Origin of the sequence: Ectopseudomonas toyotomiensis (assembly GCF_900115695.1) — a bacterium.
Lineage (GTDB): Bacteria > Pseudomonadota > Gammaproteobacteria > Pseudomonadales > Pseudomonadaceae > Aquipseudomonas > Aquipseudomonas toyotomiensis.
On record NZ_FOXK01000002.1, the window covers coordinates 593,676 to 608,300 of the forward strand.

7 protein-coding genes are annotated in these 14,625 nt (G+C 65.8%); 4 read left to right on the forward strand and 3 right to left on the reverse strand.

The window, feature by feature from the left end:
- Positions 1 to 92 precede the first annotated feature (92 nt).
- Positions 93 to 2,006 (forward strand): arginine decarboxylase, encoded by a 1,914-nt coding sequence (gene speA / locus BM186_RS05980; RefSeq protein WP_074913870.1) that lies wholly within the window; start codon positions 93 to 95, stop codon positions 2,004 to 2,006.
- A gap of 158 nt (positions 2,007 to 2,164) precedes the next feature.
- Here speA and BM186_RS05985 read toward each other — a convergent pair whose 3' ends face one another.
- The 3 genes from BM186_RS05985 to BM186_RS05995 are packed head-to-tail and all read right to left on the reverse strand — an operon-like array spanning position 2,165 to position 5,030.
- Positions 2,165 to 2,620: a DUF2214 family protein gene (locus BM186_RS05985; protein ID WP_074913871.1), complete on the reverse strand. Its 456-nt coding sequence runs from the start codon at positions 2,618 to 2,620 to the stop codon at positions 2,165 to 2,167.
- 12 nt (positions 2,621 to 2,632) lie between these two features.
- The gene (locus BM186_RS05990) at positions 2,633 to 3,670 is read right to left on the reverse strand and encodes a GGDEF domain-containing protein (RefSeq protein ID WP_074913872.1); all 1,038 of its coding nucleotides are present in this window, start codon (positions 3,668 to 3,670) and stop codon (positions 2,633 to 2,635) included.
- Positions 3,642 to 5,030, reverse strand: coding sequence for an MATE family efflux transporter (locus BM186_RS05995; RefSeq protein WP_074913874.1), 1,389 nt, complete (start codon positions 5,028 to 5,030; stop codon positions 3,642 to 3,644). The genes BM186_RS05990 and BM186_RS05995 overlap by 29 nt, the downstream gene beginning before the upstream one ends.
- A 163-nt stretch (positions 5,031 to 5,193) precedes the next feature.
- On the opposite strand from BM186_RS05995, the gene BM186_RS06000 reads away from it, so the two are divergent.
- The 3 genes from BM186_RS06000 to BM186_RS06010 all read left to right on the forward strand — a co-directional run bounded on the left by BM186_RS06000 (position 5,194) and on the right by BM186_RS06010 (position 14,615).
- Positions 5,194 to 10,092 carry an alpha-2-macroglobulin family protein gene (locus tag BM186_RS06000; RefSeq protein WP_074913878.1) on the forward strand — a complete coding sequence of 1,633 codons (4,899 nt, stop codon included), beginning with the start codon at positions 5,194 to 5,196 and terminating at the stop codon, positions 10,090 to 10,092.
- A gap of 67 nt (positions 10,093 to 10,159) precedes the next feature.
- Positions 10,160 to 12,484 (forward strand): peptidoglycan glycosyltransferase PbpC, encoded by a 2,325-nt coding sequence (pbpC, locus tag BM186_RS06005; protein ID WP_074913879.1) that lies wholly within the window; start codon positions 10,160 to 10,162, stop codon positions 12,482 to 12,484.
- Between the two features lie 199 nt (positions 12,485 to 12,683).
- The gene (locus BM186_RS06010; RefSeq protein WP_074913881.1) at positions 12,684 to 14,615 is read left to right on the forward strand and encodes a methyl-accepting chemotaxis protein; all 1,932 of its coding nucleotides are present in this window, start codon (positions 12,684 to 12,686) and stop codon (positions 14,613 to 14,615) included.
- Positions 14,616 to 14,625: the final 10 nt, after the last annotated feature.

Genomic DNA, 14,625 nt, shown 5'->3' on the forward strand with positions numbered 1-14,625 from the left:
CGTGCGGTCAACCGCCGAGCAAATGTCATCTTGCTTTCATAATTTCTAAACTGGCCGCCAGCAAGGTCAGGCTTTTCTCATGGGAGAACCCGATGTCCGCACGACGCACCCGCAAAGACGACGGCAGCCAATGGACGGTAGCCGATAGCCGTAGTGTCTATGGCATTCGCCATTGGGGCGCCGGTTACTTTTCGATCAACGATGCCGGACGTATCGAAGTGCGTCCCAATGGGCCGGACAGCCAGCCCATCGATCTTTATCAGCAGGTCGACGAGCTGCGTCAGAGCGGCCTGTCGCTGCCGCTGCTGGTGCGTTTCCCGGACATTCTGCAAGATCGCGTGCGCCGCCTGACCGGTGCCTTCGATGCCAGTATCGAGCGCCTGGAATACCAGAGCCGTTACACCGCGCTGTACCCGATCAAGGTCAACCAGCAGGAAGCGGTGATCGAGAACATCATCGCCACGCAGAACGTCTCCATCGGCCTCGAGGCCGGCTCCAAGCCCGAGCTGCTGGCCGTGCTGGCACTGGCGCCGAAGGGCGGCACCATCGTCTGCAACGGCTACAAGGACCGCGAGTTCATCCGCCTGGCGCTGATGGGGCAGAAGCTCGGCCACAACGTGTTTATCGTCATCGAGAAAGAGTCGGAAGTCGCCCTGGTGATCGAGGAGGCCGCTGACCTCAAGGTTGCGCCGCAGATCGGCCTGCGCGTGCGCCTGTCCTCGCTGGCATCTTCCAAGTGGGCCGACACCGGTGGCGAGAAGTCCAAGTTCGGTCTGTCCGCCGCGCAGATCCTGCAGGTGGTCGAGCGCTTCCGCGCTGCCGGGCTGGATCAGGGCATCCGCCTGCTGCACTTTCACATGGGTTCGCAGATCGCCAACATTGCCGACTACCGCAAGGGCTTCCGCGAGGCCATCCGCTATTACGGTGAGCTGCGCGCCATGGGCCTGCCGGTCGATCACATCGACGTCGGCGGTGGCCTCGGCGTGGACTACGACGGTACTCACTCGCGTAACGCCAGCTCGATCAACTACGACATGCAGGACTACGCCGATGCCGTGGTCGACATGCTCAAGGAGTTCTGCGACCGCCAGGAAATCCCCCATCCGCACATCTTCTCCGAGAGTGGCCGGGCGATGACCGCGCACCATGCCGTGCTGCTGGTGCAGGTCACCGACGTCGAGCGGCACAACGACAAGGTGCCGGAGATCGATGCCGGCGCCGAACAGCCGGAAGTGCTGCAAGTGCTGATCGAGCTGCTGGAAGACAGCGACCCGGAAATGGTCGCCGAAACCTACTGGCGCGCCACCCACTACATCGAGGAAGTGGCAGCGCAGTATTCGGCCGGCAAGCTGAGCCTGGCGCAGAAGGCCCTGGCCGAGCAGTGCTACTTCGCCATCTGCCGTCGTCTGCACAACCAGCTCAAGGCGCGTCAGCGTTCGCACCGTGCGGTGCTGGACGAACTCAACGACAAGCTGGCCGACAAGTACATCTGCAACTTCTCGGTATTCCAGAGCCTGCCGGACACCTGGGCCATCGGCCAGATTCTGCCGATCCTGCCGCTGTCACGCCTGGACGAAGAGCCGCTGCGCCGCGCCGTACTGCAGGACCTGACCTGCGACTCCGACGGCAAGATCCGTCAGTACGTCGACGAGCAGTCGATCGAGACCAGCCTGCCGGTGCACGAGATTCGCGAGGGTGAGGACTATGTGCTGGGCATCTTCCTGGTCGGCGCCTATCAGGAAATCCTTGGCGACATGCACAACCTGTTCGGCGATACCGACTCGGTGAACATCTACCAGGGCGCCGATGGCAGCGTGGTGCACGCCGGCATCGAGACCCACGACACCATCGAGGACATGCTGCGCTATGTGCACCTGTCGCCGGAAGAGCTGATGACCCACTACCGCGACAAGGTGGCCAGCGCCAAGATCAGCGCCCGTGAACGTACGCAGTTCCTCGATGCCTTGCGTCTGGGGCTGACCCGCTCGTCCTACCTGGCTTCGTAAGCCGTCAGCGGCAACTTCGATAGCCCGGATGCAACCCGGGGGTGGCGCAACGTCGGGCATCGTTCCCGGATAGCATCCGGGCTACGGTGCTTCCTGAGGCCCTTGGTGCGCGCGGCACACCCTACTGTAGGGTGCGCCGTGCGCACCGAGCCGAAGATTCAGCCGATCATCCCGTAGCCACGCGCCATCAGCGTCGCCAGCAGTGGTATCACCAGCAACAGCAGCAGTTCGATGTGGATGCTCCAGGTCACCAGGCGTACCTGCCGAGCGCTCGGAGTGGGCACCTGGCCTGCCTTAACGGTTTTGCGCCATTTGATGAACACCACCGTGGGCAGGATCGACAGCAGGCCGACCAGGATGAACAGCCCTAACTTCGCATGCAACAGGCTGTTACCCATGTAGTAGGCGGCGCCCTTGCCGAACCACAGCACGCGGGCGACACCGGTGGCCAGCACCAGACCGGCACAGATGCCGTAGACCAGGTCGGTGATCATCAGGCTGCGCGCACGGGACAGATCCAGCGGCGCCTTGAACAGCACGTGCTCGATGCTGAGCAGGGCGAACAGGGCGAAGATCGACAGGTAGTGCAGGTAAGCGACGAACGCGGCAGCCATGATTGCTTCCTTTCAGTGGGAACTTGGGGCGATTTCACTGCGGTTGCGGCCGCCATGTTTGGCCCGGTAGAGCGCCTGGTCGGCGCGTTTGAGCGCATCCACGCTGCTCTCGCCGGGGCCAAGCAGCGTGCAGCCCAGGCTGATGGTCTGCTGCAGTTGGGCGTGCTCCAGTTGCATCGGCTGGCTGGCGATGGCCAGACGGATGCGCTCGGCGATCTGCAGCAGTTCCTGGTCATCGTGCACCTGGGTGAGGATGACGAACTCCTCGCCGCCATTGCGGGTCACCACATCCTGCGGGCGCACGGCACTACTCATGCGTCGCGCGCTTTCCCACAGCACGTGGTCGCCGCCATCGTGGCCATGCCTGTCGTTGACCTGCTTGAAGTGGTCCAGGTCGCAATAGATAACGCCCAGGCGCAGCTGGCTGCGTTCGGCAGTGGCCTGCTCCAGCGGCAGAAAGTGCAGCAGCCCGGCGCGATTCCACAACTGGGTAAGCGGGTCGAGCATGCCCTTGCGCTGCTCGCGGCTAAGGGCGTCGCGCAGGTCGTTGGCCTGTTGCGAGCAGTGCTGCAGGTGCAGATAGTTTTCGGTCAGGTAGGCCAGGTCGCGCAACTGGCATCTCTCCTGACTGCCGAACAGGCGAGGTTTCGGGTCGGCCAGGCACAGCGTCCCCAGCGGCAGGCCATCGGCGTCGTGCAGCGGCCAGCCGGCATAGAAGCGCACATCCGGCGTGCCGCGGGCCAGTTCGGTACCAGCAAAGCGCTCGTCCACCTGGCTGTCCTCGACTATCAGCGGTTCGTCGCGCAATACCGCATGAGAACAGTAGGACAGACTGCGCGGCGTCTCTGCTACATCCAGCCCCTGGCGGCTCTTGAACCACTGGCGATCTCGGTCGACCAGCGTCACCAGTGCGGTTTTTACCTGGAACAGGTCGTGCGCCAGGCGCGTCAGGGTATCGAGGTAAGGGTCGGCAGGTGTGTCGAGCAGTTCCAGGCGATCAAGGGCCTGCTGGCGTTCGGCTTCATTGGCGGGCAGCGGGACGTTGAGCATGAGCGATCTCTCCTAATGCCGGGGAAGGGAACCACTGGTCGCGACGGCTCAACTTCCAAGCATAGCCAGCCAATACCAGGCTGCGCAGCCCCATGAAACTCAGAAATGCCAACCACAGCCCGTGATTGCCCAGGCCTTGCAGCCCCCAGGCCAGCGGCAGGGCCAACGCCAGGGCAATGAGCATGGCGTCGCGCATTTCCCGGGCGCGGGTGGCACCGATGAACAGACCGTCGAGCAGGTAGCTCCACACCGCCAGCAGCGGCAACAGCGCCAGGTAGGGCAGGAAGTTCAGGGCCAGCTCGCGGACCTCGGCGATGTTGGTGAGCATGCCGACGAACCAGTGCCCGCCGAACAGGAAGAACAGCGCGAAGCCGGCGCTAGCCAGCAGCGACCAGGTACCGGCTACCAGCAGCGAACGGCGCAGCGCAGCGCGATCACGCGCGCCCAGCGCATGGCCGCATAGGGCCTCGACGGCATGTGCCAGACCGTCGAGGGCGTAAGCGGTCAGCGTCAGGCCATTGAGCAGCAGCGCGTTGGCCGCCACCGTGGCATCGCCGAGGCGCGTGCCTTTCACGGTGATCAGGAAGAACACCAACTGCAGCGCCAGGGTGCGGATGAAGATATCGCGGTTGACCGCCAGCAACGGACGCCAGTTGCTCCAGCGTTTCAGCGCGCTACTGTCGAGGTGGCCGGGAAAGTGTGCGAGCGCACCGCGGGCCAGCCACAGGCCGAGCAGGGCGCCACTCCACTCGGCGATCACCGAGGCCCAGGCCGTACCGGCCACACCCCATTCGAGCCCGAGCACGAACAGCAGGTCGAGCGCCACGTTGATCAGGTTGGCCGTCAGCAGAATGGCCAGAGGACCACGGGCGCTCTGCGTGCCCAGCAGCCAGCCGATCAGGGCGTAGGTCGCCAGGCTGGCGGGCAGGCCGAGCAGACGGATATGGAAATACTGGCGCGCCAGTTGATCCAGTTCGGCCGAGGGTTGCATCAGGCTCAGCGCGGCGTTACTGAACGGCAACGCCAGCAGGCCCAAGAGCAAGGCCAGCAGTACACCCAGGCCAAGCCCCTGCACCAGTACCTGACGCAGGGCGCTGCCATCCTCGCGGCCTGCAGCCTGGGCGGCGAAACCGGTGCTGCCCATGCGCAGAAAGCCCATGGCCCAGGTCAGCAGGGTGTAGAGGCTGCCGCCCACCGCCACGGCAGCCAACTGGTGGGCATGCGGCAAGTGGCCGACCACGGCGGTGTCGACCAGCGCCACCAGCGGCACCGAGAGGTTGGAGAGAATCATCGGCGCCGCCAGTGCCCAGACCTTGCGCTGGGTCGGGGTGTGGCGCCAGGCATCGAGCAGGGCGGACATGGGCGGCTCCGGCAAAGCGCCGATTATAGGCACAGCGCCGGGGTGGTCGCACGTCGCCTCAGGACTGTGAGTGGCTTGGCGAATTCTTCTGCACGGCTCGTCGTCGGCAGGGCGCCTCGGCTATAGTTGTCGGTCTCTGCGCCCCCTGATTCCGGAGCCCGCAATGCCGAACAAAGGACTGCTTCTGGCCTTGGTGCTGACCCTGCTCAGCGCCTGTGATTCTTCTGAACCCCCTGCCACGGTGACCCCCGCTGCCCCTGCTGCGCAACAGCCACAGGCGCCCAAGCCAGCGGTCGACCGCGACGCGCTGGCCAAGCGCTACGCCGGGCGCGAGCTGGAGGTGGTCGACGTTTCCGAGGTGCAGCTCGACGGTGCCAGTGCGCTGTCGGTGACTTTCTCTATTCCGTTGGACCCCGACCAGCCCTTCGCCGAGCGCCTGCACCTGGTCGACAGCACTGCCGGCAAGGTCGACGGCGCCTGGGAGCTGACCGACAACCTCAGCGAGTTGCGCCTGCGCCACCTGGAGCCGCAGCGCAAACTGGTGCTGACCATCGATGCTGGCCTGAAGTCGATCAATGGCGGCAAACTCGCCAAAGAGCATGTCAGCCGTTTCGAAACCCGCGACCTGCAGGCCAGCGTCGGTTTCGCCAGCCGGGGTTCACTGCTGCCGACCCGCCTGGCCGAAGGCCTGCCAGTGATCGCGCTGAACGTCGACAAGGTCAACGTCGAGTTTTTCCGCATCAAGCCCGAGGCGCTGCCGCGCTTTCTGTCGCGCTGGGGCCGGGCCAGCAACCTGGATACCTGGGAAGCCCGCGAACTGCTGCCGATGGCCGATCTGGTCTATGGCGGGCGTTTCGACCTGAACCCGGCGCGCAACACCCGTGAAACCCTGCTGCTGCCTATCGCCGGCCTGGAGCCGTTCAAGCAGCCGGGCGTTTACCTGGCGGTAATGCGCGAAGCCGGCAGCTACAGCTATTCGCAGCCGGCGACGCTGTTTTCCCTGAGCGATATTGGCCTGTCCGCGCATCGCTATCGCGACCGTCTCGACGTCTTCACCCAGGCGCTGGAGGGCGGCAAGGCGCAGTCCGGTGTGCAGCTCGAGCTGCTTGATGGCGATGGCGCGCTGCTGGCCGAAGGCAAGACCGATTCGGCCGGCCATGCGCAACTACCGCTACCAGCCAAGGCCCAGGTGCTACTGGCCAAGCAGGATGAGCAGACCAGCCTGCTGCGCCTGAACAGCCCGGCGCTGGACCTGGCCGAGTTCGACATCACCGGCCCGAAAGCGCACGCCCTGCAGTTCTTCGTGTTCGGTCCGCGCGATCTGTATCGCCCCGGCGAGACCGTATTGCTCAACGGCTTGCTGCGCGATGCCGACGGCAGCCCAGTCAAGGCCCAGCCGGTCAGCGTCGAGGTGCGCCGTCCGGACGAGCAGATAAGCCGCAAGTTCGTCTGGAATGCCGGCGATGATGGTCTCTATCAGTACCAACTGCCGCTCGCCGAAGAGGCCCCGACCGGCCGCTGGCAACTGCTGCTCGACCTCGGCGACGGCAACCCGCAGCTCTACGAATTCCTCGTCGAGGACTTCCTGCCCGAGCGCATGGCCCTGGAGCTCAAGGGCCAGGACCAGCCCTACGCGCCGGGCGACAGCGCCGAGTTCGCGGTGACCGGACGCTACCTCTATGGTGCGCCGGCCGCTGGCAATCGTCTGACCGGCCAGCTCTATGTGCGTCCACTGCGTGAAGCGGTGGCGAGCCTGCCGGGTTACCAGTTCGGCGACATCACCGAGGCCGATCTAAGCCAGGATCAGGAACTCGACGAGGTCAATCTCGACGACCAGGGCCGCGCCGTACTGCGTCCGGAAAACCGCTGGGGTGATGCCAAATCGCCGCTGCGTTTGATCCTCCAGGCCAGCCTGCAGGAGTCCGGCGGCCGTCCGATTACCCGCCGCATCATTCAGCCTGTATGGCCCGCCGAGCGTTTGCCGGGGCTGCGCGGCCTATTCGACGGCGAGGAAGTCGACGCCGATAGCCTGGCCGAGTTCGAAATACTGGTGGCCGACGCCGCCGGCAACAAGCTGGCGGCCGACAACCTCAACGTGCGCCTGGTGCGCGAACGCCGCGACTACTTCTGGAGCTTCTCCGACGGTGAAGGCTGGCGTCATAACTACAACGAGAAATTCCTCACCCTCAGCGATGAGCCGTTGAAGATTAACGCGGGCGGTACCGCCAAGGTCAGCTTCCCGGTGGAGTGGGGCCCGTACCGGGTCGAGGTGGTGGACAGCCAGACCGGTCTGGTCAGCAGCCTGCGCTTCTGGGCCGGCTACCGCTGGCAGGACAACGCCGACGGCGGCGCGGTGCGCCCGGACCAGGTCAAGCTGGCGCTGGACAAGCCTGCCTACGCCGCGGGCGACGTGGCCAAGATCACCGTCACCCCGCCGGCTGCCGGCAACGGCTACCTGCTGGTCGAGTCCAGCGACGGTCCGCTGTGGTGGCAGGGAATCAGCGTGCCGGCTGAAGGCCAGACCTTCGAACTGACCATCGACGAAAAATGGGCGCGTCACGACCTCTACCTTAGTGCTCTGGTGATTCGCCCTGGCGAGCGCAAGGCGCAGGTCACGCCGAAGCGCGCCGTCGGCCTGCTGCACCTGCCACTGGAGCGCGCTCCGCGCAAGCTGGCGCTGAGCCTGGAAGCGCCGGAAAAAATGCGTCCGAAGCAGCCGCTGAAGGTCAAGGTCAGTGCGCGCAACGCCGACGGCAGCATCCCCGACAAGGTGCATGTGCTGGTCGCCGCGGTGGACGTGGGCATCCTCAACATCACCAGCTACGCCACGCCCGATCCTTTCGCCAACTTCTTCGGGCGCAAGGCCTATGGCGCTGACCAGCTGGATATCTACGGTCAGCTGATCGAAGCGCAGGGGCGTGTTGCCAGCCTGGCCTTCGGCGGTGACGCCGGCCTCGCCGCGGGTGGCAAGCGCCCGGATACCAGCGTGCTGATCGTCGCGCTGCAGAGCGATGCACTGAAGCTCGACGACAAGGGTGAAGGCGAAGTCAGCCTTGATATCCCCGACTTCAATGGCGAGCTGCGTCTGATGGCGCAGGCCTGGACCGACGAGCGCTTCGGCATGGCCGAAGCCAAGACGGTGGTCGCAGCGCCGCTGATTGCCGAACTGTCGATGCCGCGCTTCCTCGCCGGTGGTGATGAAACCACCCTGGCGCTGGACCTGACCAACCTGTCCGGTGCCGAGCAGCAACTCGACGTGCAACTGGGCGTCGAAGGTCAGCTGCGTCTGCTCGGCAAGGGGGACTCGCCGATCAGCCTGAAGGATGGCCAACGTACCACCTTGCGCATTCCGGTGCGCGCCGAAGGCGGCCTGGGCCAGGGCCGTATCCATGTCGAGGTGCAGGGCCTGGCACTGCCGAACGAGGCGCTGGGCGACTTCAGCCGCGAATGGACGCTGGGTATTCGCCCGGCTTACCCGGCGCAACTGCAACACTTCCGCGCCGTCCTGGGAGAGGGCGAGCCCTGGAGCATGCCGGCTGGCACCCTCAACCAGTTCGAGCCTGCCGGGCTGGAGGCCGTGTTGGCCCTGTCGAGCCGGCCGCCGCTGAACCTCGGTGAGCAGATTCGTGCGCTCAAGGCCTACCCCTACGGTTGTCTGGAGCAGACCACCAGCGGCCTGTACCCGTCGCTCTACGCCGACGCCGCGAGTCTCAAGCGCCTTGGCCTCGAGGGTGAGCCGGACGAGCAACGCCGCAAGAGCATCGAGCTGGGTATCGAGCGTCTGCTTGGCATGCAACGACACAACGGTGGCTTCGGCCTGTGGAGCGCCGAGAGCGAAGAGGAATACTGGCTGACCGCCTATGTCACCGACTTCCTCCTGCGCGCTCGCGAGCAGGGCTTCGGCGTACCGGCCGAGGCGCTGAAGAAGGCCAGTGATCGCCTGCTGCGCTACCTGCAGCAGAGCAGCCTGATCGAGGCCAGCTACAGCCAGGACTTCGCCCACACCCGCTTCGCCGTGCAGGCTTACGCGGGCTACGTGCTGGCACGCAGTCAGCAGGCCCCGCTGGGCGCGCTGCGCAGCCTGTTCGACCGGCGCAGCGAGGCGCGCTCCGGCCTGCCGCTGGTACAACTGGCCGCCGCACTGAAGCTGATGGGCGATGCGCCGCGTGCCGAGCAGGCGTTGAATCAGGGCTTGATCCAGCAGCGCGATGGCGAACGTTGGATGGCCGATTACGGCAGTCCGCTGCGCGACCAGGCGCTGATCCTCGCCCTGCTGGAAGAGCACGACCTGGCTGCGGGCCAGCGTGAGCAGCGCCTGTTCAACCTGGCCGATGAGCTGGCTGGCCAGCGCTGGCTGTCGACCCAGGAGCGCAATTCGCTGTTCCTCGCCGGTCGCGGCATTCTCGGCAAGCCGGAACAGGCTTGGAGCGCTGCGCTTAGCAGCGGCGCCTTCCAGTTCGAGCTGAGCAACCAGCAGCCCGGCATCAAGCTGGAGCGTGGCGAACTGGCCGAACCGCTTAGTGTGAGCAACGCCGGCAGCGCCAAGCTGTATCAGCAACTGACCCTGTCCGGTTACCCGACTCAGGCGCCGCGCGCCGGTGGCGAGAACCTCAGCATCGAGCGCGAGTACCTTGGCATGGACGGCCGTCCGCTCGATCTACAGCGTCTGGACAGCGGTGAGCTGGTACTGGTGCACCTGGCTGTGCGGGCCAAGCAACGCGTACCGGACGCGCTGGTGGTGGACCTGCTGCCGGCTGGCCTGGAGCTGGAGAACCAGAACCTGGCGCAGAGCGCGGCGAGCCTCGATGACGCTGGTAGCAACGTCAAGGAATGGCGTCAGTCGATGCAGAACGCGCGGATCAAGCACCAGGAATATCGCGGCGACCGCTATGTGGCAGCGGTGGATGTCGAGGAGTATGGCACCACCCATCTGCTCTATCTGGCCCGTGCCGTGACACCTGGCAGCTACCGCGTGCCGCCACCTCAGGTGGAGTCCATGTACCGGCCGAGCTGGCAGGCGCTGGGCAGTGCGCCGGAGAGTCTGGTCGTCAGGGGGCGATGAAGCGATCCCGGATTCATTTGGGCTACAGTCTGCGTAGCCCGGATGAATCTGGGAGCTTGTACTGACCATGCCATTCAAACGCTGGCGGCGTTGGCTGCTGATCCTCCTGCTTCCCCTCGCCCTACTCTGGCTAGCCGACCGCCTCTTCCCGCTGCCTCTGCCCGAAGACGACCTGGCTCGCGTCGTGCTGGCTGAGGACGGCACGCCGCTGTGGCGCTTCGCCGACCACGACGGCGTATGGCGTTACCCGGTGACGCCCGAAGAAGTCTCACCCTATTACCTCGAAGCCCTGCTGACCTACGAGGACCGTTGGTTCCGCCAGCACCCCGGCATCAATCCACTGGCATTGGGGCGCGCGGCCTGGCAGAACCTCACCGGCGGGCGCGTGGTGTCCGGCGGCAGCACGCTGTCGATGCAGGTGGCGCGGCTGCTCGATCCGCATGGCCGTGACCTTCCAGGCAAGCTCAAGCAACTCTGGCGCACGGCGCAGCTGGAGTGGCACCTGTCCAAGGACGAAATCCTCACCCTATACCTCAATCGTGCGCCCTTCGGCGGCACTCTGGAGGGCGTCGCGGCGGCGAGCTGGAGTTACTTGGGCAAGCCGCCGAGCCAACTGACTCGCGCCGATGCCGCGCTGCTCGCCGTGCTACCGCAGGCCCCCAGCCGCTTGCGCCCGGACCGCCACCCCGAGCGCGCCCAGGCCGCGCGTGACAAGGTGCTGCGGCGCCTGGGCGAATTTCAGGTATGGCCGCAGACGCTGGTGGACGAGGCGCTGGAAGAGCCGGTATTCCTCGCCCCGCGCCGTGAGCCGAGCCTGGCGCCTTTGTTGGCGCGGCGGTTGAATCGCGCCGGCAGTCCGCCGCTGATTCGCACCACGCTGGATGCCGGTTTGCAGCTGCGCCTGGAGGATCTGCTGCTCGGCTGGCGCGCGCGCCTGCCCGAGCGCACCTCGGCGGCGATCCTGGTGGTGGAGCACGAAAGCATGGCCGTGCGCGCCTACCTGGGTTCGGTGGATATCGCTGACACCGCGCGCTTCGGTCACGTCGACATGGTGCGCGCCCTGCGCTCGCCTGGTTCGACGCTCAAGCCCTTTCTCTACGGCATGGCCCTGGATGCCGGGCTGATTCACTCCGAGTCGCTGCTGCAGGACGTGCCGCGGCATTACGGCGACTACCGCCCCGGCAACTTCGCCGCCGGCTTCATCGGCCCGGTGTCGGCCAGCGAGGCACTGGCCACCTCGCTTAATCTGCCAGCCGTGCAACTGCTCGAAGCCTATGGGCCGAAGCGCTTCGCCGGCGAGCTGCGCAGTGCCGGCGTGCCGATTCGCCTGCCGGCGCTGGCCGAGCCGAACCTGGCGCTGATCCTGGGGGGCGGCGGCTCGCGCCTTGAGTCGCTGGTGGCTGGCTACAGCGCCTTCGCGCGTGGTGGCATGGCGGCCAAGCCTCGCCTGCAGCCGGGTGATGAGCTGCGCGAACGGCGCCTGCTGTCGCCCGGCTCAGCCTGGATCATCAGGCGCATTCTCAGCGGTCAGGCACGGCCTGATCGTGACCCACGCGCACAGCTGGCGCAGCGCCCGACCCTGGCCTGGAAAACCGGCACCAGCTACGGCTTTCGCGATGCCTGGGCCATCGGCGTCGGCCCGCGCCATCTGATCGGTATCTGGATCGGCCGCCCGGACGGCACCCCGGTGCCCGGCCAGTTCGGCCTGGCCTCGGCCGCGCCGCTGCTGCTGCAGGTGCATGATCTGCTGGTCAATCGCGACAGCCAACGCGGCATCGCTGCACCGGCCGACCCGCAGCCGGCCGAGGTCGGCGTGGCCGCCATCTGCTGGCCGTTGGGCCAGCCAATGAGCAAGGACGATCCCAACTGCCGTCGCCTGCGCTTTGCCTGGACGCTGGAAGGCACCACGCCCCCCACGTTGCTGGCAGCCGATCAGCCATTGGGTAGCGGCCTGCGCGAGCGCTATTGGCTCAATGCCGAAGGGCGGCGCGTTGGTCCAGGTTGTTCCGGCGCCGAGGCGCGTGAACTGGCCTTGTGGCCAGCGCCATTGGAACCCTGGCTGCCACGCCGTGAGCAGCGCACGGCACGATTGCCGAGCGTCGATCGAAGCTGCCCGCCACCGCGCAGCAGCCAGGTGGCGCCGCTGTCCATCGTCGGGGTGCGCGATGGTGATCGTCTGCGTCGCCCGCAAGGCAATCACGAGCCACTGCGGCTCAGCCTTTCGGCGCTAGGGGGAAGTGGCCGGCGCTGGTGGTTCCTCGATGGCCGACCGCTGGGTGACACTGCGCTGGATGCGCCCTTCAACCATGCCTTCGACAGCGGCAGGCATCAACTGAGCGTGCTCGATGAGGGTGGCCAGACCGCTCGTCTGGAATTCAGCGTAGGGCCGTGACGCGACTCGCTGGCGGTGTGCGAGCGCCGACCGCTCTGGCCTGAGCCCTGATCATCCCTGCAAATAATGCCGCCTAGAGCGAATAAAGCTTGGTCGTGAGCCGCCGATATGAAATCTGGCGGTAACCGATTTGCAATTTGTGTACATTTTTGTATCCAATTGCTCGGCGAACTCAAAATAATAACCGGGAGTAGCCCCCATGCGCCTCTGGCAACGCAGTATTCAGTGGCAGTTGATCCTCAGCATGGGCGCTGCCCTGTTGGCCAGTATTCTAATCGTCGTCGGCATCTACTCGGCGGTGGTCAATCGCCTGACCGAGCGCTACCTGATTGAGGAGGCCTTGCCGGCGCGGGTGCTGGCGATCCGCAACGACCTGGAGCGGGTGCTGACTGCGCCCATTACCGCCAACGCCTCGATTGCCGAGAACAGCCTGGTACAGGACTGGTTGGCCGCTGGCGAGGACGCGGCCCGGCGTGACGAGTTCGCGCGCTATCTGGAGGGCGTGCGCGCCCAGCAGAACGCCATGACCACTTCCATCGTCGCTCTGGCCAGTGGCAACTACACCACCGGTGAAGGGCTGATGCGCACCCTCGATCGCAGTCAGGCCGAAAACCAGTGGTTCTATCGCCTGGTCGACAGCGACCGTGATCGGGTGCTGGAAATCGATATCGACAAGACCACGCGGCTGCCCACGCTGTTCATCAACCAGCGCATCAAGCGCGGTGGCAAGACTCTTGGTGTTTCCGGCCTGGGCTACAACCTGGCGGACATGTCGAAGATGATCAGCGAATTCCGCTTCGGCGAGCGCGGCCAGGTGTTTCTCATCGACAGCCAGGGCAGCATCAAGGTGCACCCGCGTTCGGAGCTGAGTGGCAGTGGCAAGCTCGCCGAACTCTTCGGCGCCGATGCCAGCCGTCAGGTGCTTGCAGGCGATAGCCGGGCGGTACGTTTCGAGCGCGATGGCGAGACCTATCTCGCCGTGGCGCAGAAGTTCGCCAGTATCGACTGGCTGCTGGTCAGCGAAGTGCCCGAGGTCGAAGTCTACGCCGAGGCACGGCAGGCGCTACTGATGACCAGCCTGATCGGTGTGGCTGTGGCGCTGTTGTTCCTGGGGCTGGTGGTGCTACTGGCTCGCGGCCTGGTGCGGCCGATCCGTCAGGTGACTCAGGCGCTAGTGGAGATCGGTGGCGGTGGTGGCGACCTGACGCGGCGCCTGGATGAATCGCGGGCCGATGAGCTGGGTGACCTGGCGCGGGGTTTCAACCGCTTTCTCGCCAGTCAGCGCGATCTGATCGGCGATGTGCTGGCCACCAGCGAGCGACTGCGTACCGCGGTCGGCCAGGTGGCGCGGGTGGTGGAGAACACTGCAGGGCGTGCTGTGCAACAGCAGGAAATGACCGACATGGTGGCCACCGCCGTGCACGAAATGGGCCTGACCGTGCAGGAGATCGCGCGCAACGCCAGCAACGCCGCGCAGTCCTCGCACAGCGCGCGCGACGAGGCGCAGAGTGCGCGTCAGGTGGTGGGCCAGTCCATCGCCCATATCGAGCGCATGTCCGCCGATATTGGCAGCGCGGCGGGAGCGGTGACCGAATTGGCCGAGCAGGTCGCGTCGATCGATCAGGTGCTGGCGGTGATTCGTGGTATTTCCGAGCAGACCAATCTGCTGGCGCTCAACGCGGCCATCGAAGCCGCGCGCGCCGGGGAGATGGGGCGCGGCTTTGCCGTCGTGGCAGACGAGGTGCGCACCCTGGCCAGCCGCACCCAGGCCTCCACCGACGAGATCCAGCAGATGATTCAACGCCTAAAGCAGGGCGCCGAAACTGCCGTCAGCTCCATGCATGCGGGACAATCGGCCACCGGTACCGGCGTCGAATCCAGTCAGCGCACCGGGCAGTCGCTGGGCGCCATCACCGAGCAGGTCGAGCGCATCAGCGACATGAACACTCAGGTGGCTGCGGCGACCGAAGAACAGAGTTCGGTGACCGAGGAGATCAACCGCAACGTGCAGGGCATCGCCGACCTGGCGCACGCCACTGCTGGTGAGGTGCGCGTCTGCCGTGAGGATTGCCAGACCCTGAGCCGCCTGGCCGATGATCTGGCCGGGCAGATGGGCAAATTCAGGCTGTAGTCCTGAGGTC

What these genes read in the sequence shown, in the direction of transcription:
- BM186_RS06000 (WP_074913878.1), top strand. Translation starts at nt 5,194, where the DNA reads ATGCCGAACAAAGGACTGCTTCTGGCCTTGGTGCTGACCCTGCTCAGC.
- BM186_RS05995 (WP_074913874.1), bottom strand. Translation starts at nt 5,030, where the DNA reads ATGTCCGCCCTGCTCGATGCCTGGCGCCACACCCCGACCCAGCGCAAG.
- speA (WP_074913870.1), top strand. Translation starts at nt 93, where the DNA reads ATGTCCGCACGACGCACCCGCAAAGACGACGGCAGCCAATGGACGGTA.
- BM186_RS06010 (WP_074913881.1), top strand. Translation starts at nt 12,684, where the DNA reads ATGCGCCTCTGGCAACGCAGTATTCAGTGGCAGTTGATCCTCAGCATG.
- BM186_RS05985 (WP_074913871.1), bottom strand. Translation starts at nt 2,620, where the DNA reads ATGGCTGCCGCGTTCGTCGCTTACCTGCACTACCTGTCGATCTTCGCC.
- pbpC (WP_074913879.1), top strand. Translation starts at nt 10,160, where the DNA reads ATGCCATTCAAACGCTGGCGGCGTTGGCTGCTGATCCTCCTGCTTCCC.
- BM186_RS05990 (WP_074913872.1), bottom strand. Translation starts at nt 3,670, where the DNA reads ATGCTCAACGTCCCGCTGCCCGCCAATGAAGCCGAACGCCAGCAGGCC.